Annotated in this window: 19 protein-coding genes; 17 read left to right on the top strand and 2 right to left on the bottom strand. The window is 72.9% G+C overall.

The annotated features are described in order from the left end of the window. Positions 1-217: 217 nt before the first annotated feature. Complete coding sequence (gene ftsY / locus ABZ497_RS22725; protein WP_359807862.1) at positions 218-1,426, top strand: signal recognition particle-docking protein FtsY; 1,209 nt, start codon at positions 218-220, stop codon at positions 1,424-1,426. Positions 1,427-1,553: 127 nt separating this feature from the next. Here ftsY and ABZ497_RS22720 read toward each other — a convergent pair whose 3' ends face one another. Further along, the gene (locus tag ABZ497_RS22720) at positions 1,554-2,225 is read right to left on the bottom strand and encodes a bifunctional DNA primase/polymerase (RefSeq protein ID WP_329489760.1); all 672 of its coding nucleotides are present in this window, start codon (positions 2,223-2,225) and stop codon (positions 1,554-1,556) included. 631 nt (positions 2,226-2,856) lie between these two features. On the opposite strand from ABZ497_RS22720, the gene ABZ497_RS22715 reads away from it, so the two are divergent. The 7 genes from ABZ497_RS22715 to ftsH all read left to right on the top strand — a co-directional run bounded on the left by ABZ497_RS22715 (position 2,857) and on the right by ftsH (position 13,523). Beyond that, on the top strand, positions 2,857-4,311 hold the full coding sequence (locus tag ABZ497_RS22715) for a hypothetical protein (RefSeq protein ID WP_329489761.1): 1,455 nt from the start codon (positions 2,857-2,859) through the stop codon (positions 4,309-4,311). Between the two features lie 318 nt (positions 4,312-4,629). Continuing rightward, entirely contained in the window at positions 4,630-5,985 is a 1,356-nt protein-coding gene (locus ABZ497_RS22710; protein WP_359807860.1) for an ammonium transporter, read from the top strand. Beyond that, a complete protein-coding gene (locus ABZ497_RS22705; protein ID WP_329489763.1) occupies positions 5,985-6,323 on the top strand; it encodes a P-II family nitrogen regulator in 339 nt (112 codons plus the stop codon). The genes ABZ497_RS22710 and ABZ497_RS22705 overlap by 1 nt, the downstream gene beginning before the upstream one ends. A 195-nt stretch (positions 6,324-6,518) precedes the next feature. Continuing rightward, positions 6,519-9,035, top strand: a complete 2,517-nt coding sequence (locus tag ABZ497_RS22700; RefSeq protein WP_359807858.1) for a [protein-PII] uridylyltransferase — start codon at positions 6,519-6,521, stop codon at positions 9,033-9,035. Between the two features lie 198 nt (positions 9,036-9,233). Then, a complete protein-coding gene (gene ffh / locus ABZ497_RS22695; protein WP_329492257.1) occupies positions 9,234-10,799 on the top strand; it encodes a signal recognition particle protein in 1,566 nt (521 codons plus the stop codon). 120 nt (positions 10,800-10,919) lie between these two features. Further along, positions 10,920-11,462: a GNAT family protein gene (locus ABZ497_RS22690; protein ID WP_329489765.1), complete on the top strand. Its 543-nt coding sequence runs from the start codon at positions 10,920-10,922 to the stop codon at positions 11,460-11,462. A 117-nt stretch (positions 11,463-11,579) separates the two neighbouring features. Further along, positions 11,580-13,523, top strand: coding sequence for an ATP-dependent zinc metalloprotease FtsH (gene ftsH, locus ABZ497_RS22685; RefSeq protein ID WP_359807856.1), 1,944 nt, complete (start codon positions 11,580-11,582; stop codon positions 13,521-13,523). A gap of 242 nt (positions 13,524-13,765) precedes the next feature. On the opposite strand, the gene ABZ497_RS22680 is transcribed toward ftsH, so the two are convergent. Beyond that, complete coding sequence (locus ABZ497_RS22680) at positions 13,766-14,470, bottom strand: methyltransferase domain-containing protein (RefSeq protein ID WP_359807854.1); 705 nt, start codon at positions 14,468-14,470, stop codon at positions 13,766-13,768. A 396-nt stretch (positions 14,471-14,866) separates the two neighbouring features. Between ABZ497_RS22680 and proS the strand changes: the two genes are divergently transcribed. From proS to lepB (ABZ497_RS22635), 9 genes are all read left to right on the top strand, one after another. Then, positions 14,867-16,279, top strand: a complete 1,413-nt coding sequence (proS, locus tag ABZ497_RS22675; protein WP_329489768.1) for a proline--tRNA ligase — start codon at positions 14,867-14,869, stop codon at positions 16,277-16,279. A 764-nt stretch (positions 16,280-17,043) separates the two neighbouring features. Beyond that, positions 17,044-17,622, top strand: coding sequence for a hypothetical protein (locus ABZ497_RS22670; RefSeq protein WP_329489769.1), 579 nt, complete (start codon positions 17,044-17,046; stop codon positions 17,620-17,622). A gap of 574 nt (positions 17,623-18,196) precedes the next feature. Beyond that, complete coding sequence (gene rpsP, locus ABZ497_RS22665; protein WP_329489770.1) at positions 18,197-18,625, top strand: 30S ribosomal protein S16; 429 nt, start codon at positions 18,197-18,199, stop codon at positions 18,623-18,625. Positions 18,626-18,627: 2 nt separating this feature from the next. Continuing rightward, positions 18,628-18,867, top strand: coding sequence for an RNA-binding protein (locus tag ABZ497_RS22660; RefSeq protein WP_030306741.1), 240 nt, complete (start codon positions 18,628-18,630; stop codon positions 18,865-18,867). A 228-nt stretch (positions 18,868-19,095) separates the two neighbouring features. Next, positions 19,096-19,728: a ribosome maturation factor RimM gene (gene rimM / locus ABZ497_RS22655; RefSeq protein ID WP_359807851.1), complete on the top strand. Its 633-nt coding sequence runs from the start codon at positions 19,096-19,098 to the stop codon at positions 19,726-19,728. Positions 19,729-19,784: 56 nt separating this feature from the next. Next, positions 19,785-20,603 (top strand): tRNA (guanosine(37)-N1)-methyltransferase TrmD, encoded by an 819-nt coding sequence (gene trmD / locus ABZ497_RS22650; RefSeq protein ID WP_352291691.1) that lies wholly within the window; start codon positions 19,785-19,787, stop codon positions 20,601-20,603. 154 nt (positions 20,604-20,757) lie between these two features. Further along, positions 20,758-21,108 (top strand): 50S ribosomal protein L19, encoded by a 351-nt coding sequence (rplS, locus tag ABZ497_RS22645; protein ID WP_063347674.1) that lies wholly within the window; start codon positions 20,758-20,760, stop codon positions 21,106-21,108. A 356-nt stretch (positions 21,109-21,464) separates the two neighbouring features. Beyond that, entirely contained in the window at positions 21,465-22,163 is a 699-nt protein-coding gene (gene lepB, locus ABZ497_RS22640) for a signal peptidase I (RefSeq protein WP_359807899.1), read from the top strand. Then, the gene (gene lepB / locus ABZ497_RS22635; protein WP_359807897.1) at positions 22,147-23,103 is read left to right on the top strand and encodes a signal peptidase I; all 957 of its coding nucleotides are present in this window, start codon (positions 22,147-22,149) and stop codon (positions 23,101-23,103) included. Before lepB (ABZ497_RS22640) ends, lepB (ABZ497_RS22635) begins: the two co-directional genes overlap by 17 nt. Positions 23,104-23,191: the final 88 nt, after the last annotated feature.

The raw sequence follows: 23,191 nt of genomic DNA, 5'->3' as shown, positions 1-23,191 counted from the left end.
GCTGCCCGTGGGCGACCCGATCACGGATACTGGACGGGTTGTGACTCCTCCCCCTCGCGCGCGAGGGGGCTTCTGATTCAGCCGCTTGACGACCTCATGACGGCCAAGCCCCGACCGGTGCCGGACGGCACCGCGTCGGCGTAAGGGAGGCGGCGACGCCCCGTGCGTCGGTGACCGAAGGATCACTCTGTCGTGGGATCCCGAGAAGGAGATTGATGTGGAATACGTGATCCTTGCCGTTGTCATCGCCGTGCTGGCCGTCGGCGCGGTCGCCGGCCTGGTCGTCTCCGGCAGACGACGCCGGGAGCTCCCCCCGAAGGCGCGGCCGCCGGTCATCACGCCGCCCGGGACCCCGCGGGAGCCCCAGGTCGGTGAGGAGGCCGCGCCGCCGACCGAGGAGCCGCGGCGCACCGTCGAGGAGGTCGAGCTCCCCGAGGCGGAGGCGGCCCCGGAGGCTCCCGAGGCGGTCGAGGCCGAGCAGACGCCGGCCCTCGAAGTCCCCGAGCCCACCGCCGGCCGGCTGGTCCGGCTGCGCTCCCGGCTCTCGCGCTCGCAGAACTCGCTCGGCAAGGGCCTCCTGTCGCTGCTCTCCCGCGAGCACCTCGACGAGGACACCTGGGAGGAGATCGAGGACACCCTGCTGACCGCCGACGTCGGCGTCGCCCCCACCCAGGAGCTGGTCGAGCGGCTGCGCACCCGGGTGAAGGTGCTCGGCACCCGCACCCCGGACGAGCTGCGCGCCCTGCTGCGCGAGGAGCTGGTCGAGCTGGTCGGCAAGGACGCCGACCGCACGGTGCACTCCACCAAGCACGAGGCCGGCCCGGCCGTCGTCCTGGTGGTCGGCGTCAACGGCGTCGGCAAGACCACCACCACCGGCAAGCTGGCCCGGGTGCTGGTCGCCGACGGCCGCTCGGTGGTGCTCGGCGCGGCCGACACCTTCCGTGCCGCCGCCGCCGACCAGCTGCAGACCTGGGGCGAGCGGGTCGGGGCGCGGACCGTCCGCGGCCCGGAGGGCGGGGACCCGGCCTCGGTCGCGTTCGACGCGGTCAAGGAGGGCATCGCCGAGGGCGCCGACACCGTGCTGGTGGACACCGCCGGCCGGCTGCACACCAAGACCGGCCTGATGGACGAGCTGGGCAAGGTCAAGCGGGTCGTGGAGAAGCACGGCCCGGTGGACGAGGTGCTGCTGGTGCTGGACGCCACCACCGGCCAGAACGGTCTGATCCAGGCCCGGGTCTTCGCCGAGGTGGTCGACATCACCGGCATCGTGCTCACCAAGCTGGACGGCACCGCCAAGGGCGGCATCGTGGTCGCGGTGCAGCGGGAGCTGGGTGTCCCGGTCAAGCTGATCGGGCTCGGCGAGGGCGCCGACGACCTGGCGCCGTTCGAGGCGGGTGCGTTCGTGGACGCGCTGATCGGGGACTGAGCCCCGGCCGCTGTCGGAGGAAGGGTCCGCTCCGGTCGGGGCGGGCCCTTCGGCGTGTCCCGGCGTCTTCCGGGGCGGCGCGGTGGGGGAGCGGGCGGCGGTCCCTCGGGGCCGGCGGGCGGGGTGGTTACGAGGCGAGCCAGGCGGGCTCGGCGCTGCGCTCGCGCCCGCGGTGGCAGGCGTAGGCGAGGGTGCCGAGCAGCAACCGGGCCTCGGGCGGGCAGCCGGCGTTGTCACGGGTGGGCCGGCGCAGCCAGCGGACCGGGCCCAGACCGCCGAGCACGGTCGGCGGCGCGGCGACGTAGCTGCCCTCGCCGTGGCAGGTGAGGTCGAGCGCGGCGTCGTCCCAGCCCATCCGGTACAGCAGGTCGGGCAGCCGCCGGGCGGTGCCGGCGGCGACCAGGAACTGCAGCCGGCCGGTGGGCGAGGCCAGCACCGGGCCGACCTGGGTGCCCATCCGCTCCAGCCGGACCAGCGCCTGGAGGCCGGCCTGCTCGGGGACGTCCAGGACGTCGAAGGCGCGGCCGGTGGGGAACAGGACGGAGACGTTCGTACCGGTGCGGTCCGCCGGTGCGCCGCCGGGGGCCGGATGCAGACCGGGCGCGGCGCAGCGGGCGGCACCGCAGTGGCAGCGGGCCGCGGCCGCCGGGCCGGCCTGGTTGCCGACGGTGACCGCCCAGCCCCAGCGGCCGGTGTACTCCGCGGCCGCCCGGGACGCGGTCACCCGGGTGCGGCGGCGTGCGCTCAGCGGGGCCAACCGCAGGTGCCCCAGTCGAAGTTCGCCGAACAGGTTGTCCATGCCTCCCCCAACAGGTTCTCGTTGCCGATGGTTACGGGATGGTGACTTTGTGTTGATTGTCCGTTGCGTCGTGCGTGGTGCGGGAGCGGCGCGCAGCGCATGGCGTGCGCCTGTTCCGGCCCTGCGCCTCGGGCGCCGCCTTGTGGGGGGCGGTGCCCGTGCCGGATCGTCGTGTCCACGAGGCGGCCGTCTACCGGGGTGGGCGGCAAACTCGCCTGGGGCTGCCGTGGGTTGCAGGTGAGGGCCCGTGGTGCCGGTGGGGACTTGGCAGCCCGCATATGCCGGACCGCCGGGACTATCCAGTGAAGCGTGTGCGGTCTTGGATCGGTTCACTCCTGGGGGTGGCGAAAGGTGGCGTTTCGCCAGGGCCGCTCCCCGGGACCGTGTGCGGGGCGTTACGTTCAGCACGCAGACATCGTCGGGGAGTCCGCTTCCGGCCCTGTGGGGGCGGGAGTTGGGGGATCTGACGGCTCGTCCGCGAGGATGGCACACCAGTGCGACGAGTGGTCCGACCAGCGGTCTCGACAGCACCTCGGGTACGGAAGAGAAGCAGCACGTCTGGCAACAGCCCGCAACCGTCGGGCGGTCACGATCGGGGCCCGCAGGGGCCGGGCGGGATGGGGACGTTCCCATGGCAGAGAAGCAACCCAATGAGAAGCTGACCACGTGGTTCGCCCGCAGCGGCTGGTCCAAGGGCGAACTGGCCCGCCAGGTCAACCGCCGGGCCCGCCAGATCGGCGCCCACCACGTGTCCACCGACACCTCGCGGGTGCGGCGCTGGCTCGACGGGGAGCAGCCCCGCGAGCCCATCCCGAAGATCATGTCGGAGCTCTTCTCCGAACGCTTCGGCTCCGTGGTCTCCATCGAGGACCTCGGGCTGCGGGCCGCCATCCCGGTCTCCACCGTCGGCGGCGGCGTCGACCTGCCGTGGAGCGCCCCGCAGACCGTCCAGCTGATCAGCGACTACTCGCGCAGCGACCTGATGCTGAACCGGCGGGGCTTCCTGGGCACCTCGCTCGCCATGACGGCCGGCGCCGCGCTGATCGAGCCGATGCAGCGCTGGCTCGCCCCCGGCCCGAACGGCGCGCCCACCCCGATCCTGACCGCCGCCAACGGCGGCGAGCCGTTCACCGGCCGGCTCTCCGAGCCCGAGCTGGAACTGCTGGAGCAGACCACCGTCATGTTCCGGCAGTGGGACGCGCAGAACGGCGGCGGGCTGCGCCGCAAGGCCGTCGTCGGCCAGCTGCACGAGGTCACCGACCTGCTCCAGGAGACCTACCCCGAGCAGACCACCCGGCGGCTGTTCCGGCTCACCGCCGAGCTGGCCCACCTGGCCGGCTGGATGTCCTACGACGTCGGCATGCACCCCAGCGCGCAGAAGTACTACGTGCTGGCCCTGCACGCCGCCAAGGAGGCCGGCGACCGCCCGTTCGGCGCGCTGATCCTCACCGACATGAGCCGCCAGATGATCCACCTCAACCGCGGCGAGGACGCCCTGGAGCTGATCCACCTGGCCCAGTACGGCAGCCGGGACACCGCCACCCCGCGCCAGCAGGCCCTGCTGTACGCGATGGAGGCGCGCGCCTACGCCACCATCGGCGAGGTGAACCGCTGCGCCCGGGCGGTCCGGCTGGCCGAGGACACCTTCACCGACATCCGCGAGGGCGACGGCGACCCGGACTGGCTGAAGTTCTTCTCGCCGGCCGAGCTGAACGCCGAGAACGCGCACTCCTTCCGCGACCTCGCCTACCACTCGGACCGGGCCGAGCTGTACGCCTCGATGTCCGCCCCGGTCATGGAGCGGGCGGTCGACCTCTTCCGCCAGGACGGCGACCACGTCCGCTCCTACGCCTTCAACCTGATCGGCATGGCCAGCGTGCACCTGCTGCAGCGTGAGCCCGAGCAGGCCGTGGTGATGGCCGAGCAGGCGGTGGAGATCGCCACCAAGGTGCGCTCCGAGCGGCTCAACTCCAGGGTCCGCAAGACCACCGAGGCCGCCGCCGCCCGGTACGGCGGGGTGGACGCGATCAGCCGGCTCAAGGAGCGGGTGGTCCAGGACATCCCGGAGTACGTCTCGGTGGTCTGACCCGCACCGGCGTCCGCCCCCAGCCTTCCCAGCCCCCGGCCCCCAGCCCCCACCGACCGTGACGGCCGCCGCCGCCACGGTCGGTGGTGTGTCCGGCACCGCGCGTGCCGCGGGGCGGCACGGTAACCCACCGGGCCCGGCGGCAGGGCCGTGGTTCACGTAGGCGTAACCCGCGCGTCGCCGTCGTCACGGTCGCGAAACACCGGGTCGCATCGGTCGAAACCCGACTTCGGCACGCTCCTCCCATCGCCGACACCCCGGGTGGCACGGGACAGGTATCCCGGGTGTGGAGCGGCTTCCATTCATGAGGAGACGCCGATGCCGGACGGCTTCAGCGCGGGCGATACCGCCTTCGTGCTCATTTGCGCGGCCCTGGTCATGGTGATGACCCCCGGGCTGGCCTTCTTCTACGGGGGCATGGTCAGGGCCAAGAGCACACTCAACATGCTGGCGATGAGCTTCCTCTCGCTGGGCATCGTCAGCGTGCTCTGGGTCCTCTACGGGTACTCGCTCAGCTTCGGCCCCGACGCCGGCGCCGGGCTGATCGGCAACCTGGACTTCCTCGGGATGCACGGGGTCGGGCTGAACGACCTGACCGGGACCATCCCGGTCACCGCGTTCTCCGCCTTCCAGCTGATGTTCGCGATCATCACCCCGGCCCTGATCAGCGGGGCCGTCGCGGACCGCGCCAAGTTCACCGCCTGGGGCCTGTTCATCGCCCTCTGGGTGACCATCGTCTACTTCCCGGTCGCGCACTGGGTCTTCTTCTTCGACGGCGGCAACGGCGGCTGGCTCGGTGACCGCAACGGCGTGATCGACTTCGCCGGCGGCACCGCCGTGCACATCAACGCGGGCGTCGCGGGCCTGGCGCTCTGCCTGGTGCTGGGCAAGCGGGTCGGCTTCCGGAAGGACCCGATGCGCCCGCACAGCCTGCCGCTGGTCATGCTCGGCTCCGGGCTGCTCTGGTTCGGCTGGTTCGGCTTCAACGCGGGCTCGGCGCTGGCCGCCAACGGTGTCGCCGCGATGGCCTTCGTCAACACCCAGGTGGCCACGGCGGCCGCGCTGCTCGGCTGGCTGATCTACGAGAAGCTGCGGCACGGCGCGTTCACCACGCTGGGCGCCGCCTCCGGCGCGGTGGCCGGTCTGGTCGCCATCACCCCCGCGTGCGGTTCGGTCAGCCCGCTCGGTGCGGTCGCGATCGGCCTGATCGCCGGCGCCGTCTGCGCCGCGGCGATCAGCCTCAAGTACCGCTTCGGCTTCGACGACTCGCTCGACGTGGTCGGCGTGCACGCGGTCGGCGGTGCCATCGGCTCCCTGCTGGTCGGCCTCTTCGCCACCGGCACCGTCGGCCAGACCGCCAAGGGCCTGTTCTACGGCGGTGGCCTGGAGCAGCTCGGCAAGCAGGCGATGGGCGTGGCCGTGGTCGCCGCCTACTCCTTCGTCGTCTCCTGGCTGCTGGCCAAGGCGATCGACAGCACGGTCGGGTTCCGGGTCGCCGAGGAGGTCGAGGTGGCCGGCATCGACCAGGCCGAGCACGCCGAGTCCGCCTACGACTTCAGCGCGCTGGGGGCCGGTCCGGCCAGGATGGCCGCCGCGGTGGTCGCCGAGTCCACCTCCGGGCCCGCCGCCAGGGCCGCCGGGAAGAACACCGAGAAGACCGGGGTCGACGCCTGATGAAGCTCATCACCGCAGTCATCAAGCCGCACCGCCTGGACGACGTGAAGGCCGCCCTGCAGGCCTTCGGGGTGCACGGGCTGACCGTCACCGAGGCGAGCGGTTACGGCCGCCAGCGAGGTCACACCGAGGTCTACCGGGGCGCGGAGTACACCGTGGACCTGGTACCCAAGGTCAGAATCGAGGTCCTGGTCGAGGACGACGACGCCGACCAGCTGATCGACGTCCTGGTGAAGGCCGCCCGGACCGGCAAGATCGGCGACGGCAAGGTCTGGAGCGTCCCGGTCGAGACCGCCGTGCGGGTCCGGACCGGTGAGCGCGGCCCCGACGCCCTCTGACCAGGACCCCTTCCTCCAGGACAGGGCCTAGCATTCAGCACGATCCCGCCGGCGGGCCCGTGACCACCCCGTGGTCGCGGGTCCGCTGACGGCGTATCAGCGCTCCTCGCGCGAATCGGCGTTCCTCGCGCGACCGGGCGCCGCCCGCTCGACCAGCGCGCGCTCAGACCGGACGACGACGGACGGGGACCCCCGATGACCACGCAGCCCGACCCGCCCTCCCGGCCCGCCGCCGGGCCCGTGACTCCCCCCGAGCGCCCGTCCGGGGACGACGGCCCGCCCGACCACGGCGCCGCCCGGGCCCGACTGCTGGACACGCCCGGCCTCGTCAGCACCGCCCGCCGCACCGCGCTGGCCGCGCTCACCGACGAGTGGCTGGCCGGACTGCTGGCGGCGGCCGGTGCCCCGGCCGGCGTCGCCCTGGTCGCGGTCGGCGGCTACGGGCGCGGCGAACTCTCCCCGCGCAGCGACCTCGACGTCCTGCTGCTGCACGACGGTCCGCTCGACCCGGAACTGCCCGAACGCATCTGGTACCCGGTCTGGGACGCCGGCGCCTCGCTCGACCACTCCGTCCGCACCCTCGCCGAGGCCCGGACCGTCGCCGCCGACGACCTCAAGGCCCAGCTCGGCCTGCTCGACGCCCGGCACATCGCCGGCGACCGGGAGCTCACCGCCGGGCTGCGCTCCGTCGTGCTCGCCGACTGGCGCGCCGGCGCCCCGAACCGCCTGCCCGAGCTGCGCGAACTCGGCCGCGAGCGGGCCGAGCGCCACGGCGAGCTCTCCTTCCTGCTGGAGCCGGACCTCAAGGAGGCCCGCGGCGGCCTGCGCGACGTGGTCGCGCTCAACGCGATCGCCGCCACCTGGCTGGCCGACGCCCCGCGCGACGGCCTGGACGCCGCCGCCCTGCGGCTGGCGGACGTGCGGGACGCGCTGCACCTGGTCACCGGCCGGGCCACCGAGCGGCTCAGCCTCCAGGACCAGGACCAGGTCGCCGAACGGCTCGGCGTACTGGACGCCGACACCCTGCTGCGCCAGGTGTACGAGGCCGCGCGGACCATCGCCTACGCGAGTGACGTCACCTGGCGGGCGGTGGACCGGGTGCTGGCCGCCAGGACCACCCGGGGCCGGCGCTCCTCCCGGCTCTCCTTCCCGTTCACCGGCACCGGTCGGGGCGGCGGCGCGGTGGCCCGCGGCGCCGTCCAGCGCCGACCGCTCGCCGAGGGCGTCGTCGAGCAGGACGGCGAGGCGGTGCTCGCCCAGGGGGCCCGCCCGGCCGCCGACCCGGTGCTGCCGCTGCGCGCGGCGGCCGCGGCGGCCCAGAACGGGCTCACCATCTCCTACGCGACGGTCCGCCGGCTGGCCGCCGAGTGCCGCCCGCTGCCGGTGCCCTGGCCGGACGAGGCGCGCGAGCAACTGGTCACCCTGCTCGGCGCCGGGGAGGCCTGCCTGCCGGTCTGGGAGGCGCTGGAGGCGGAGGGGCTGATCACCCGGCTGCTGCCGGACTGGGAGCGCGTGCGCTGCCGTCCGCAGCGCAACGCGGTGCACCGCTGGACGGTCGACCGGCACCTGGTGGAGACGGCCGTGCGGGCCGCCGCGATGACCCGCCGGGTGGCCCGGCCGGACCTCCTGCTGGTCGCGGCGCTGCTGCACGACATCGGCAAGGGCTGGCCCGGCGACCACAGCGAGGCGGGCGAGGTGATCGTCCGCGACGTGGCCGCCCGGATGGGCTTCGACCACGAGTCCGTGGAGACCCTCGCCGTGCTGGTCCGCCACCACCTGACGCTGGTGGAGACCGCGACGCGGCGGGATCCGGACGACCCCGCCACCGTGGAGGCGATCACCAAGGTGGTCGCCACCCTGCCGCAGCTGGAGCTGCTGCACGCGCTGACCGAGGCCGACGCGACCGCCACCGGCCCGGCCGCCTGGAGCCGCTGGCGGGCCTCGCTGGTGGAGGGCCTGGCGGCCCGGGCCGCCGACCGGCTGGCCGGCGCGTACCCGTCGCCCGACCCGGGCCGGTGGGGCTCTCACGCCGGGGAGGCGGCGCCGACCGCCGAACAGGAGCGGCTCGCCGTCGAGGCCGCCCGGACGGGCGGTCCGGCGCTCTCGCTGCTGGCCCAGGCCGACGGGGACGACCAGCCGGGCACCGAGCCGATGGGCGTGCGGCTGACCCTCGCCGTGCCCGACCGGCAGGGTCTGCTCGGCACGGTCGCCGGGGTGCTGGCCCTGCACCGGCTGACCGTCCGCTCGGCGGGCCTGCGCGAGCTGGACCCGATCGGCGCCGGCCCGGTCCTGCTGCTGTCCTGGACGGTGGCCGCCGAGTTCGGCGAGCTGCCCGAGGCGGCCCGGCTCCGGGCCGACCTGCGCCGGGCGCTGGACGGCTCGCTGGACGTCTCGCGGCGGCTCGCCGAGCGCGACGCGGCAGCCCCGCGCCGGCGCGGCATCCCCACCCCGCCACCGGTGGTCGCCGTGGCGCCCGAGGTGGCCTCGGCGACGGCGACGGTGCTGGAGGTGCGCGCCCATGACGCCCCCGGCCTGCTGCACCGGATCGGCCGGGCCCTGGACGGCGCCGGCGTCCGGGTCCGGACGGCACACGTCAGCACGCTCGGGGCGGAGGCCGTGGACTCCTTCTACCTGACCGACCAGGCGGGCCGGCCGCTCTCCGGCCGGCGGGCCGGGGAGGTGGCGCAGGCCGTCCGGGCGGCGCTGGGCTGACCGGGCCCCGACGCCCGCCGGGGCCCCGTCGCCGCCCTCGCGGGGCGGCCGCGGGGCCTGCGGGCGGCCGTCGGAGCCGCCCGCTCCGGGCGCCCCCGGGCCGGTTCGTCCGGGGGTGGAGACCGTTGCCAGGGCGGCCGGATACCCTTGGGGGCGACGACCGTACTGATCCCGATGCCGCAGAGGACCCGCGACGACGTGTTCGACACCCTTTCCGATCGCCTCGCAGCGACGTTCAAGAACCTCCGGGGCAAGGGCCGCCTCAGCGAGGCGGACATCGACGCCACCACCCGCGAGATCCGCATCGCGCTGCTGGAGGCGGACGTCGCGCTGCCGGTCGTGCGGGCCTTCATCAAGCAGGTCAAGGAGCGCGCCCTCGGCGCCGAGGTCTCCGGCGCGCTGAACCCCGCCCAGCAGATCATCAAGATCGTCAACGAGGAGCTCATCGCGATCCTCGGCGGCGAGACCCGCCGGGTGAGGTTCGCCAAGAGCGGCCCCACGGTGATCATGCTCGCCGGCCTCCAGGGCGCCGGTAAGACCACCCTCGCCGGCAAGCTCGGCCACTGGCTGAAGCAGCAGAAGCACACCCCGCTGCTGGTCGCCTGCGACCTCCAGCGCCCCAACGCCGTCAACCAGCTCCAGGTGGTCGCGGAGCGCGCGGGCGTGGCCTTCTACGGCCCGCAGCCGGGCAACGGCGTCGGCGACCCGGTGCAGGTCGCCCGCGACTCGATCGAGTACGCCAAGCAGAAGCAGTACGACGTCGTCGTCGTCGACACCGCCGGCCGTCTGGGCATCGACGCCGAGCTGATGCAGCAGGCCGCCGACATCCGGGCCGCGGTGAACCCGGACGAGGTCCTGTTCGTCGTCGACGCGATGATCGGCCAGGACGCGGTCACCACCGCGCAGGCCTTCCTCGACGGTGTCGACTTCACCGGTGTGGTGTTGTCCAAGCTCGACGGCGACGCCCGCGGTGGCGCCGCCCTGTCGGTCGCGCACGTCACCGGCCGGCAGATCATGTTCGCCTCCAACGGCGAGAAGGTCGACGACTTCGACGCCTTCCACCCGGACCGGATGGCCTCGCGCATCCTCGGCATGGGCGACATGCTCTCGCTGATCGAGAAGGCCGAGCAGACCTTCTCGCAGGCCGAGGCCGAGAAGATCGCCTCCAAGCTGCAGGGCGGCGGCAAGGACTTCACGCTCGACGACTTCCTGGACCAGCTGGAGCAGGTCCGGAAGATGGGCTCGATCTCCAAGCTGCTGGGCATGCTGCCCGGCATGGGCCAGATCCGCGACCAGATCAACAACATCGACGACAAGGACGTCGACCGCGTCGGCGCGATCATCAAGTCGATGACCCCGGCCGAGCGGACCGACCCCAAGCTCATCAACGGCTCGCGCCGGCTGCGCATCGCCAAGGGTTCGGGCGTCCAGGTCGGCGAGGTCAACAACCTGGTCGAGCGGTTCTTCGAGGCCCGCAAGATGATGTCGGCGATGGCCTCCGGCAAGGGCATCCCCGGTATGCCGGGGATCCCGGGCATGGGCGGCGGCTCGAAGAAGTCCGCCAAGAAGGCCCCGGCCGCCAAGGGCAAGCGCAAGAGCGGCAACCCGCTGAAGCGCGCGCAGGAGGAGGCCGCGGCGGCCGAGCGCCGCGCGCTCGGCCCGGGCGCCGGCCAGCCGCCGGCCCAGGGCGGCGCCTTCGGCCTCGGCGCGGGCAAGGGCCCGTCCGACTTCGAGCTGCCCAAGGAGTTCAAGGACCTGCTGTAGGTCCTGTTGCAGGTCCTGCCGCGGTTCCCGCGGCACCGGCCCGCCCCCGGCACCGTCCGGGGCCGCCGTCGGCGTCCGAACGGCCCGCCACCCGGGGTATCCGGGTGGCGGGCCGTTCACATGTCCGATGATGGTGGGGTGAGAGTGACGATCAGGGCCCCACGGGCCGACGACGAGGTTCCGTACGCCGAGGCCGTCCGCCGGTCCGCCGAGCACATCGGGCGGTGGAACCCGGTCGAGCCGAACGGGCTCCCCGATCTCCTGGAGCGCCAGGGCGCCGGTCTGCGCACCTTCCTGATCGTCGATCAGGCCACCGGTGGGCTGGTCGGCAAGGTGAACGTCGCCAACATCGTGATGGGCCGGTTCTGCAACGGCGCGCTCGGCTACGACTCGTACGTGCCGTTCGCCGGGACCGGCCGGATGAGCGAGGGCATGCGGCTGGTGCTGGACCGCTGCTTCGCCCCGCAGACGGCCGGCGGTCTCGGCCTGCACCGGTTGGAGATCAACGTGCAGCCGGACAACGCGCGTTCGATCGGGCTGGCCAAGCGGCTCGGCTTCCGGCACGAGGGGTACACGCCCCGGATGCTGTTCCTGAGCGGCGCCTGGCGGGACCACGAGCGGTTCGCGCTGACCGCCGAGGAGTGGCCCGGCGCGGGGGAGTAGCGCGGCGCGGGGCGGGAGAGCGGCGCGGGGGGAGCGGCGCGGCTGGCGGGTGTCCGGGGCGACCCGGGTGCCCGTGGTGCGGCCGTGCGGGCGCGGCGTTGCGGCTGTCTCACCCGGATGAATGTCCGTACTGTCCGACAGGTGACCGATCCCGTACCGCCGCGCCGGACCCCCGACCAGCCCTGGCGCTCCGAGGGTGCCCCACCCCCGCAGCCGCCCCGTCGCAAGATGCCCGGCGGCTGGATCGGCCTCGTGCTCACCGCCCTCGTGGTGTTCCTGATCACCGACCTGCTGCTGTCCTTCTTCGGCAACGCCGGCGCGACGACGATCTCCTACACGGAGTTCAACAACCAGCTCAACAACGGCAACGTCACCAAGATCTACTCCAAGGGCGACTCCATCGAGGGCACCCTCAAGAACGCGGCGCCCAAGCCGGACGGCGGCAAGGGCGACTACACCGAGTTCGACACCCAGCGCCCGTCCTTCGCGGGCGACAGCCTCTGGACCACCCTCCAGCAGCAGGGCGTCGAGGTCACCGCCAAGCCGGTGGTCCAGCAGCGCAGCTTCCTCGCCAACCTGCTGATCTCGCTCGCCCCGATGCTCCTGCTGATCCTGATCTGGGTGCTGCTGGCCCGCCGGATGGCCGGCGGCATGGGCGGCGGCCCGCTCGGCCGCAAGGCCCCGCCCAAGCCGGTCACCGCCGAGCAGGGCAAGCGCACCACCTTCGCCGACGTGGCCGGCATCGACGAGGTCGAGGCCGAACTCGCCGAGGTGGTCGACTTCCTGAAGAACCCGCAGCACTACCGGCGGCTCGGCGCCAAGATGCCGCGCGGGGTGCTGCTCGCCGGTCCGCCCGGCACCGGCAAGACCCTGCTCGCCCGGGCCGTCGCCGGCGAGGCCGACGTGCCGTTCTTCTCCGCCTCGGCCTCGGAGTTCATCGAGATGATCGTCGGCGTCGGCGCCGGCCGGGTCCGGGAGCTGTTCGCGGAGGCCCGCAAGGTCGCCCCCGCGATCGTCTTCATCGACGAGATCGACACCATCGGCCGCCAGCGCGGCGGCAGCGGCGGCATGGGCGGCCACGACGAGCGCGAGCAGACGCTCAACCAGATCCTCACCGAGATGGACGGCTTCACCGGCTCCGAGGGCGTCATCGTCATCGCCGCCACCAATCGGGCGGACGTCCTCGACCCGGCCCTGCTGCGCCCCGGCCGCTTCGACCGGCGGATCACCGTCAGCCCGCCGGACCGCGACGGCCGCGCGGCCATCCTGCGGATCCACACCCGGGCCGTCCCGCTGGCCGGGGACACCGATCTCCACCAGCTGGCCAAGGTCACCCCCGGCATGACCGGCGCCGAGCTGGCGAACCTGGTCAACGAGGCCGCCCTGCTGGCCGTCAAGCGCAAGCAGGACGCGGTGGGGGAACGGGACCTCTCGGACGCGCTGGAGAAGGTCCAGCTGGGCGCCGTCCGGCCGCTGGTCATGCCGCAGGCCGAGCGGGAGCGCACGGCGTACCACGAGAGCGGCCACGCCCTGCTCGGCATGCTCCAGCCCGGCGCCGACCCGGTCCGCAAGATCACCATCGTGCCGCGCGGCCGCGCCCTCGGCGTCACCCTGTCCACCCCCGAGACCGACCGCTACTCGTACACCGAGCCCTACCTGCGCGGCCGGATCATCGGCGCGCTCGGTGGGATGGCCGCCGAGCAGGTGGTCTACGGGGTGATCACCACCGGTGCGGAGAGCGACCTGGAGCAGGTCACCAACATCGCCCGGGGGATGGCCGGCCGCTGGGGGATGAGCGAGCGGGTCGGCCGGCTCACCGCCGTCCCCTCCGACCCGCAGGGCGCGTACGGGCTCTCCGCGGCGCCGACCACGCTGGACGCGGTCGACGAGGAGGCCCGGCGGATCGTCGCCGAGTGCTACGAGGAGGCGGTGCGGCTGCTGACCGAGCAGCGGGCCAGGCTGGACGCGCTGGCGGCCGCGCTGCTGGAGGCCGAGACGCTGGACGAGGAGGCGGCGTACCGGGCCGCCGGGGTGCCCCGGAAGGCGCTCGACCAGGCGTGAGCCGGCCGACCGGGGGCGTCCGCGATGGCTGCGGGCGCCCCCGGTCCGGCTCCGGTGGTGGTGCGGTGCGGCGGCTGGGCTGTCCGGTGGCGCGGCTCGGCTGTTCGCTGTTCGCTGTTCGGCTGTTCGGCTGTTCGGCTGTTCGGCTGTTCGGCGGCTCGGCGGCTCGGTGGTGCCGTGGTGCGGTTCTGCCGCGCCGTGGGCCACGCGGTCGCTCGCCGGTCGCTCCGGGGCCGGTCGGGCTACCGCGGCTGGTCGGCGATCAGGTACCGGAACACGTTCTCCATCCGGACCGAGCCGTCCGGCCGCAGGTACGGCTGCAGCGCCTCCTCCAGCTCCTTCGCCACCAGCGACAGCCCGGAGAAGTCCGCCGCCGCGTCGTAGAGGCCGGTGGAGAGCAGTCCGCGCACCGCGCTGTCCAGGTCCGGATAGGCGAACGGGCAGCTCACCCGGCCGCTGCCGGCCGGGCGCAGGCGGGCCGGCCCGAGCAGGTCCTCCAGGGCGCCGGGCGTGCTCAGCCCGAACGGGTCGCGTGCGGTGGTGCGCCCCGCCATCCGCCGGGCCACGTCCAGGACCGCCGCGCTCTCGCAGCGCTCCGGCGGGCCCCAGGCGGCCAGCACCACGTGCCCGCCGCGCAGCGTCAGCCGGGCCGCGTCGGTCACCACGCGCTGCGGATCGGCGGCCCCCGGCAGCTGCTCGAAAACCGTGACCAGCGAATAGGCCGAGCGGGGGACCTCCGCCGGTGGCCGGGCGCCCGCGCCCACCTTCAGCCGACGGTCCCGCGCCAGCTCGCGCAGCTCGTCGTGCGGCTCCAGACCGGCGACCTGGGCGCCCCGCCCGGCGGCCAGCAGCAGCGCCAGGCCGGAGCGGCAGCCCAGGCCGAGCACGCTGCTCGCCGGGCCGACCTCCAGCCGGGCGTAGACCGCCTCGTAGAGCGGTACCAGCATGCGTTCCTGGATCTCCGCCCAGTCGCGCGCCCGCGCGGGCCACGCCCCCGCGGCCCGCCGGTCGTGCGGATGTGCGCCTGTGGGTCGTACGGTCGTGCCGGTCGTTCGAGCTGAAGCCATCGCGGCCTCCCATCCGGTCCTTCGGTGTCCTGCTACGGCTCCCCCAAAGTCCCGCCCCACTCCAGCGAACAGCGGCTCGGGCGCGGCGTCCAGAGGGGTGCAGGGTGGTGCGCGCGTGTCGCGGTCGTGCGCCCCCTGGCGGAACCGGGGCGCCCTTCGGCCGCCGGGCGGCCCGGGCACCGTCCCGGCCCGGGCGGGAAGGGGACGGCTTGCGCGCGAACCGGTTCCGTGGAACGGATTCGAAGTCAGGCCCCTTGTCCCCGTACCATTCGCCCCATGGCAAAGGCACCCGTTCTCACCCCCCAGGCGGACGACTTCCCGCGCTGGTACCAGGACCTCATCAACAAGGCCGAGCTGGCCGACAACGGTCCGGTGCGCGGCACCATGGTCATCCGACCGTACGGCTACGGCCTGTGGGAGCGGATGCAGCAGGAGATGGACGCCCGCATCAAGAAGGCAGGCGCGCAGAACGCCTACTTCCCGATGTTCATCCCGCAGTCCTACCTGACCAAGGAAGCGGAGCACGTCGAGGGCTTCGCCCCCGAGCTCGCCGTGGTCACCCACGGCGGCGGCAAGCAGCTGGACGAGCCGGTCGTCGTCCGGCCGACCTCCGAGACCATCATCAACGAGTACTTCTCGAAGTGGGTGCAGAGCCACCGCGACCTGCCCCTGCTGATCAACCAGTGGGCCAACGTGGTCCGCTGGGAGCTGCGTCCGCGGGTCTTCCTGCGGACCACCGAGTTCCTCTGGCAGGAGGGCCACACCGCCCACGCCACGTACGAGGACGCCCGCGAGTACGCCTCGATGATCCACACCCAGGTCTACGGCGACTTCATGACCAACGTGCTCGGCATCGACGTCGTGCTCGGCCGCAAGACCGCCAAGGAGCGCTTCGCCGGCGCGATCAACACCCTCACCCTCGAAGGCATGATGGGCGACGGCAAGGCGCTGCAGATGGGCACCAGCCACGAGCTGGGCCAGAACTTCGCCAAGGCGTTCAACACCACCTACCAGCTCCAGGGCGCCGAGCGCGAGTACGTCTGGCAGACCTCCTGGGGCGTCTCGACCCGTATGGTCGGCGGCCTGATCATGTCCCACGGCGACGACAACGGCCTGCGGGTGCCCCCGCGCCTGGCCGCCGTCCAGGCCGTCGTCCTCGCCATCAAGGGCGACGACGCGGTCATCGCCAAGGTGCGCGAGATCGGCGCCCGGCTGGAGGCCGTCGGCATCCGCGTGGTCGTCGACGACCGCACCGACACCCCGTTCGGCCGCCGCGCCGTGGACTGGGAGCTCAAGGGCGTGCCGCTGCGCATCGAGGTCGGCCCGCGCGACCTGGAGAACGGCACCGCGATGCTGGCCCGCCGCATCCCCGGCGGCAAGGAGCCGGTCTCGATCGACGCGCTGGCCGAGCTGCTCCCGGGTGTCCTGGAGGAGGACCAGGCGCTGCTGCTGCGCCAGTCCCGCGAGCGCCGCGAGTCCCGCACGGTCGACGTGACCAACCTGGACGAGGCCGTCGAGGCCGCCGCCACCGGCTGGGGCCGGATCTCCTGGGCCGAGCTGGGCCCGGAGGGCGAGGCCAAGCTGGCCGAGCAGGGCGTCTCGGTGCGCTGCATCGTGGCCGCCGACGGCTCGGTGCCGCAGACGGACGACCAGGACGGCAACATCGCGATCGTGGCCCGCGCCTACTGATCGGCTGCTGAGCGGCGACTGACCGGCCGCTGACCGGCCACGTCCACCGAACGGCCCGCGCCGCCCACTGAACGGCGCGCGGATCCGCCGGCGCACCTACAGCGGTGCGCCGGCGGATCCGCGTCTGCGGGGGCGTTCGGGTCCGTTCGGGTCGGTTGGGCTGCTGGGGCTTCTGGTGGTGCTCGGGCCGCTGGGCCGCTCGGACGTGGGCGCACCGGCGGATCTCGGGCCGGTTGACCCGCGGCCCGCGGGACGGGCCTGGTGCGGTCTCGGGACGCCCCGGGCGAGGCGATGGCTGACGTTGGTCGTCGATGTTGGAAACCGACAGGTACTGGCGATTTCTGGCAGCTGACGGCAATGATCCGGCAGCTGCCCGACAACCGTGAGACATCCGTCGGACATCCGGTCGACAACCGCCGTCGGGAATTCCGGCGGTAACCGTCCGGTGGCCGTCTCACCAGTCGACATCCCTACTGGCCGGTCAACTGCCGGTATTAACGGAATAGCGGTACGGTGTACGGCCCGTGGCCCTGTCAACTCGACAGGACCGCGGGCCGTACGTCCTGGGTGCGACAGCCCGCCCCCCGGACGGAAATGACGAGGTCCGCCGAGCTACGACGGGCCCAAACCGGCAGGGGGTTGGTCTTGCGTCAGATCCGGAACGCGCATTTCGCGCGCGCTCGTACATTCCTGAGAGTTTCCTGGGAATTCCAGGAGATCGGGAACACGCGGAACATCGGCTCGCACTCCGTCGTTGGTCTAGCGTGAGCACGACACAGCCCCTCGTTCTCGCGGCCGAACTGGCCGCCGCCTGGAGTGACATCCAGGCCTTCCATCAGGACCTCCCCGACCTCGCCTCGCCCGAGGCGTTGATCGGCGAGTCCTCCTCGGCCTGTGGCACGCGGCTCGGTTTCGAGCGGCTCCTCCACGAGGCTGCCCACGGTCTGGCCGCGGCCCGGGACATCCGGGACACCTCGCGGGCCGGCCGCTACCACAACCGGCGCTTCCTGCTCCTGGCTTCCGAGCTGGGCCTGGCGCACCCGGTCGAGCCGCATGCGAGCAGCGGCTTCTCCCAGGTGACCATGCTCAAGGAGACGCAGGAGCGGTACGCCGAGACCATCGAGCGGCTGGACCGGGCCCTCGGCGCCCACCAGGAGGCGGTGGCCGGAGACGGCGTCTCGCGCGCCTTCCGCGGCCCGGCGGCCCGGCACGGCTCCTCCGGGGGCGGCGTCCGGGTCAAGGCGGTCTGCGGGTGCGGGCGCAACGTCCGCGTCGTGCCGTCGGTCCTCGCGCAGGCGTCCATCGTCTGCGGTGCCTGCCAGCAGCCGTTCAAGATCGCGTAGCGTGGGGAGCCGGCCGGCGACTGTGCGGGCAGTGCGTCCGGCCGGAGCGATCGACGGCCCCGGCCGGCAGGGCTGATCGGGACGACCGATCGGCGGCCCTGACCGGCGGCTGTGATGTGTTGGGCTGACCGGGAGCGGGGGCTCCCGGTCGACCTGTTTCGGCGGTCGGCCACGGGTGGACCGCGCCGGTCGGTGGTGTGGCGGTCCGAGTGGTGGGCCGGTGAGGGGCGGTGGTGAGCCGTGGCCGGGTGTCGGCCGGGCGGCTCCGGGGAGTGACTGTGCCGGTCGGGTGCGGGGCGGGTGCCGGTCGGTGGCCGAGCCAGTGCCGGACGAGCGCTTCTCAGCGTGACCGGGCGTTGACCGGGCGGCTTCGGGCCGTGGTCGGTGGCGGTCGAGCCGAGCGGGCGGCGGCGAGGCGGTTCGCGCCGGTATGGCAGAATGGACAGCTGAGTACTCGGCAGCCGAGCAGGACCCCTCTCTCCTACGGCTGGCGTGTCCCTTGAACGGCCAGCCTCGCAACCCCACGCGACGGTGCGGCCGCTCACCCACGTCAACACCAGGAGAATCCACTCCCGTGGCAGTCAAGATCAAGCTCAAGCGTCTCGGCAAGATTCGCTCCCCGCACTACCGCATCGTCGTCGCCGACTCGCGCACCAAGCGTGACGGCCGCGCGATCGAGGAGATCGGCATCTACCAGCCGACCTACAACCCCTCGAAGATCGAGGTCGACGGCGAGCGCGCCCAGTACTGGCTGTCCGTCGGCGCCCAGCCGACCGAGCCGGTTCTCGCCATCCTCAAGCTGACCGGCGACTGGCAGAAGTTCAAGGGCCTGCCGGCCCCGGCTCCGCTGCTGGTTGCCGAGCCCAAGGTCGAGGACTTCTCGCACCTGTTCGCGAAGGCCGTCGCCGGCTTCGAGGACGCCACCACCGGTGTTGCCATCACCCCGAAGGCCAAGAAGTCGGACAAGGCCGAGGCTGACGCCGACGCCGCCGTCGAGGCCTGATCGTGATCGAGGACGCCCTCGACCACTTGGTGAAGGGCATCGTCGAGCACCCCGACGAGGTGCAGGTGCGTTCGCGCAACCTGCGTCGGGGGAACACCATCGAGGTGCGTGTGCACCCCGATGACCTCGGCAAGGTGATCGGCCGGGGCGGCCGCACGGCGCGTGCACTGCGCACCGTTGTCGGCGCCCTCGGCGGTCGCAACGTCCGTGTCGACCTGGTCGACGTGGACAGCATTCGCTGACGCTGCTGCTCGTTCAGCCGTCAGGCTTGAGGCCGGTCGGGACGCATGTCGTCCCGGCCGGCCTTTCTCTGTTCCCGACCGCCTTCTCGCCGTGCCCCCGCCTCCGCGGCCCTGTGCTCCAGCGCCGGGACCCGTCACGGCGACCACATCGTTGGTACCCCGTACCAGCACCCACACCCAGTGCCCAGCGCCGGCACCCAGCACCCAGCACCCAGGAGAACGATCACCGTGCAGCTCGTCGTCGGTAAGATCGGCCGCGCCCACGGCATCAAGGGGGATGTCAGCGTCGAGGTCCGCACCGATGAGCCGGAACTCCGGCTCGGTCCCGGTGCCGTCCTCCTCACCGACCCCGCGTCGGCCGGACCGCTGACCGTCGAGTCCGGCAAGGTGCACAGCGGCCGGCTGCTGCTGCGCTTCGCCGGCGTCAAGGACCGCAACGACGCAGAGGCCCTGCGCGGCACCGTCCTGATCGCCGAGGTCGACCCGGAGGAGAGCCCCGAGGACCCGGAGGAGTACTACGACCACCAGCTGATCGGTCTGGACGTCGTCCTGCTCGACGGCACCCCGGTCGGTGAGCTCACCGAGGTCGTTCACCTCCCCTACCAGGACCTGCTCACGGTGGAGAAGCCCGACGGGACGGAGGTGCTGGTGCCCTTCGTCACCCGCATCGTGCCGACCATCGACCTGGAGAACCAGCGCGTCGTCATCGACCCGCCGGGCGGCCTGATCGACCCGGAGCAGGCCGAGGTCGTGCGGGGCGAGGCGGATGACGCGGATGCGTCGGACGGGTCGGACGGGTCGGAGGGGTCAGACAGGTCGGGCAGGTCGGACGAGTCGGTGGATCCGGAGGAGTCGGAGTGACCGCCGAGGAACTGTCGCCGCAGGAGCCGCCCGCGGTGCGGGGCGTCCAGGACGGGATGCGGATCGACGTCGTCACGATCTTCCCCGAGTACCTGGAGCCGCTGAACATCTCCCTGGTCGGCAAGGCCCGCGCCCGCGGTCAGCTGGATGTGCACGTCCACGACCTGCGCGGCTGGACGCACGACATCCACCGCACGGTGGACGACAGCCCGTACGGCGGCGGACCGGGCATGGTGATGAAGCCCGAGCCGTGGGGCGAGGCGCTGGACGGCGTGCTGAGCGCGGGCCCCGACGGGGAGGTGCCCACGCTGGTGGTGCCCACCCCGAGCGGGCGCCCCTTCACCCAGGAGCTGGCCCAGGAGCTCGCCGGACGCCCGTGGCTCACCTTCACTCCGGCCCGGTACGAGGGCATCGACCGGCGGGTGATCGAGGAGGCGGCCACCCGGATGCCGGTGGTCGAGGTGTCGATCGGCGACTACGTCCTGGCCGGCGGCGAGGTCGCCGTGCTGGTGATGGTCGAGGCGATCGCCCGGCTGCTGCCCGGGGTGCTCGGCAACGCCGAGTCCCACCGGGACGACTCCTTCGCGCCCGGCGCCATGGCCGACCTGCTGGAGGGCCCGGTCTACACCAAGCCCGCCGAGTGGCGCGGCCGGACCGTGCCGGACGTCCTGCTCAGCGGCAACCACGGGCGGATCGCCCGCTGGCGGCGCGAGCAGGCCTTCGCCCGGACCCTGGCGAACCGCCCCGATCTGGTCGAGCGCTGGCAGTACGGCGGCTTCGACAAGAAGGACCGTGAGGCGCTGAGCATCCTCGGCCTGGCCTGGGACGAGCAGCTCGGTCGATTTCGGTCTGTGGTCGATGGTGTGGAAGAATAGGTCGCTGCTGTCTGTCGCTGGTCTCCTCACGTAGGAGTCACGTGGTCCGGTGCCCTCGCCACGGGGGGAACATCGCCAACCGATGCGGCCCGCAGCGAACCCCATTGTGACGAACTTCCGTGGGCGGCCCGTGGCGCCTGCGATGGAGAGCAACATGAGCAACAAGCTCGCTGCTGTCGACGCGGCCTCGCTGCGTAGCGACATTCCGGCCTTCCGTGCCGGTGACACCCTGAAGGTCCACGTCCGGGTCATCGAGGGCAACCGCTCTCGTGTCCAGGTCTTCCAGGGCGTCGTCATCCGCCGCCACGGCGCCGGTGTCGGCGAGACCTTCACCGTTCGCAAGGTCAGCTTCAACGTCGGCGTGGAGCGCACCTTCCCGGTGCACACCCCGGTCGTCGAGAAGATCGAGGTCGTGACCCGCGGTGCGGTTCGCCGCGCCAAGCTGTACTACCTGCGTGACCTCCGCGGCAAGGCCGCGAAGATCAAGGAGAAGCGCGACCGCTGATCCACCGTCCCCCGGTACTCCCGGGGGATCGGAGCGCTCTAGGGGGCGCGGCTGCCGCACGGTAAGCTCACCCCCCGATGAGCACGCACGAACCATCCGCGGACCGCGACGGCTGTCCCGCACCCACCGGTGCGGACTCGCCGTCGCGGTCCGCGGCCGTTTCCACGACCGCGCCCGCCCCGGCGCCGGTGCCCGCCACGGCGCCGGTGGTGGAGCCGGTGCTCGAGCCGGGCACCCGGCGCGTCCCCGAGGCCCAGGCGCCCCGGGAGGCGGTCCCGGAATCCGAGCGGACCTCGGCCGACGTTTCGGTGGAGGACTCGGCGGGCGCTTCGGCCGACGTTTCTGCCGACGTTTCGGTGGACGAGCCCGGGGTGGTGCCTCGTTCGCGCTCGCGTGACCTCCTTCTGCTGGTGGGTATCTGCCTGCTGTCCCTGCTCCTGGTGAACGCCTTCGTGGCGCGGCCGTTCGCGGTGCCGTCCGGGTCGATGGAGAACAGCCTGCGCCCGGGCGACCGCCTGATCGCGAACCAACTGGCCTACTCCTTCGGAGGGCATCCGCGGCGCGGTGACGTGGTGGTCTTCGACGGGAGGGGCTCCTTCCTGCGTGGGTCGGCCGAGCCGACCGGGTTCGGGAACGCACTGCGCTCGCTCGTCCGGGATCTCGGACTCGCGCCGGCCGACGACTCGGTCTACGTCAAGCGCGTCATCGGCGTCGGCGGGGACCGGGTGACCAGTACCGGGCCGGGCGCGCGGATCACCGTCAACGGCGTACCGGTCGACGAGTCCTCCTACCTCGCACCGGGGGACGAGCCGTCGAAGGTGGCCTTCGATGTGGTCGTGCCGGCCGGAAAGTTGTGGGTCATGGGGGACCACCGCGATGCCTCCCGTGACTCGCGGGACCACCTGGGTGAGCCCGGTGGCGGGTTCGTGCCCGAGGGCAAGGTGATCGGACGGGCGGAGTGGGTGGTCTACCCGGTCGGCCACTGGACCGGCCTGGACCGGTCGGCGGCGTTCGCCGCGGTAGGGGGGACCGGTGGCCATGGGGACCAGAGGTAGGGGCCGCCTGGCGGACCGACCGTCCGACGCGGTACCGGACGATCCGGCGGGAGCCCGCGGACCGGGGGCGACCGGCCCGGAGGCAGCGACGCCCATCCGCGGGCGGGCCGACCGTCGGCGTACCGCCCGCCGGGCCGCCCGCCGCCGCAAGCGCTCGCTCCTGCATGAGATCCCGCTGATCGTCCTGGTGGCACTGCTGGTGGCACTGGTGATGAAAACCTTCATGGTGCAGGTGTTCGTCATCCCCTCCGGTTCGATGGAGCAGACCATCCAGATCGGCGACCGGGTGCTGGTGGACAAGCTCACCCCCTGGTTCGGTACCGAGCCGGGGCGCGGCGACGTCGTGGTGTTCAAGGATCCGGGCGGTTGGCTGGAGGCCGACCACAAGCCGTCCACGGACGGGCCGGTGCTTCGCGGGGCGAAGCAGGTCCTCACTTTCGTCGGGCTGCTGCCGTCCGACAGCGAGCAGGATCTGATCAAGCGGGTGATCGGTGTCGGCGGGGACACCGTGGAGTGCTGCGACGAGCAGGGCCGCCTCAGCGTCAACGGCACGGCGGTGGACGAGCCGTACCTGTCGCCGGGCAACCCGCCGTCCCGCCAGCCGTTCAAGGTGAAGGTGCCGCAGGGGCGGCTCTGGGTGATGGGCGACCATCGGGACGTGTCGGCCGACTCCCGTTTTCACATGGGTAATCCGGGGCAGGGCACCATCCCACTGAGTGGTGTGGTCGGTCAGGCGTTCGTGGTGGCCTGGCCGGTCGGCCGGGTCCATCAACTTGATGCGCCGGGTTCACTCTCCTCGCTGGCCCGGTCGGCGGACGTCCGTGGAACTGGGCCGGAAGCGATGGATGTTGGGCCGCTTCCGAAGGAACCTCCGCTCGTTATGGGTGTGTTGGGCATCCTTCCGCTCATCGGCCGAAGGCCTGGGCGGCCTCGGGAGTAGGCCCGGCTGACCGGTGGAGGGTCGGCCGGCGTGCGTGGGAGCGCGAGCCGGATGCCTGGGAGTGATAGAGAAGTGCTGGTGCGGCCGG

This window comes from Kitasatospora sp. NPDC005751 (assembly GCF_040630835.1).
GTDB lineage: Bacteria > Actinomycetota > Actinomycetes > Streptomycetales > Streptomycetaceae > Kitasatospora.
The sequence above is the reverse complement of the archived record's forward strand: the minus strand, read 5'-3'. Positions and strand labels throughout refer to the sequence as shown.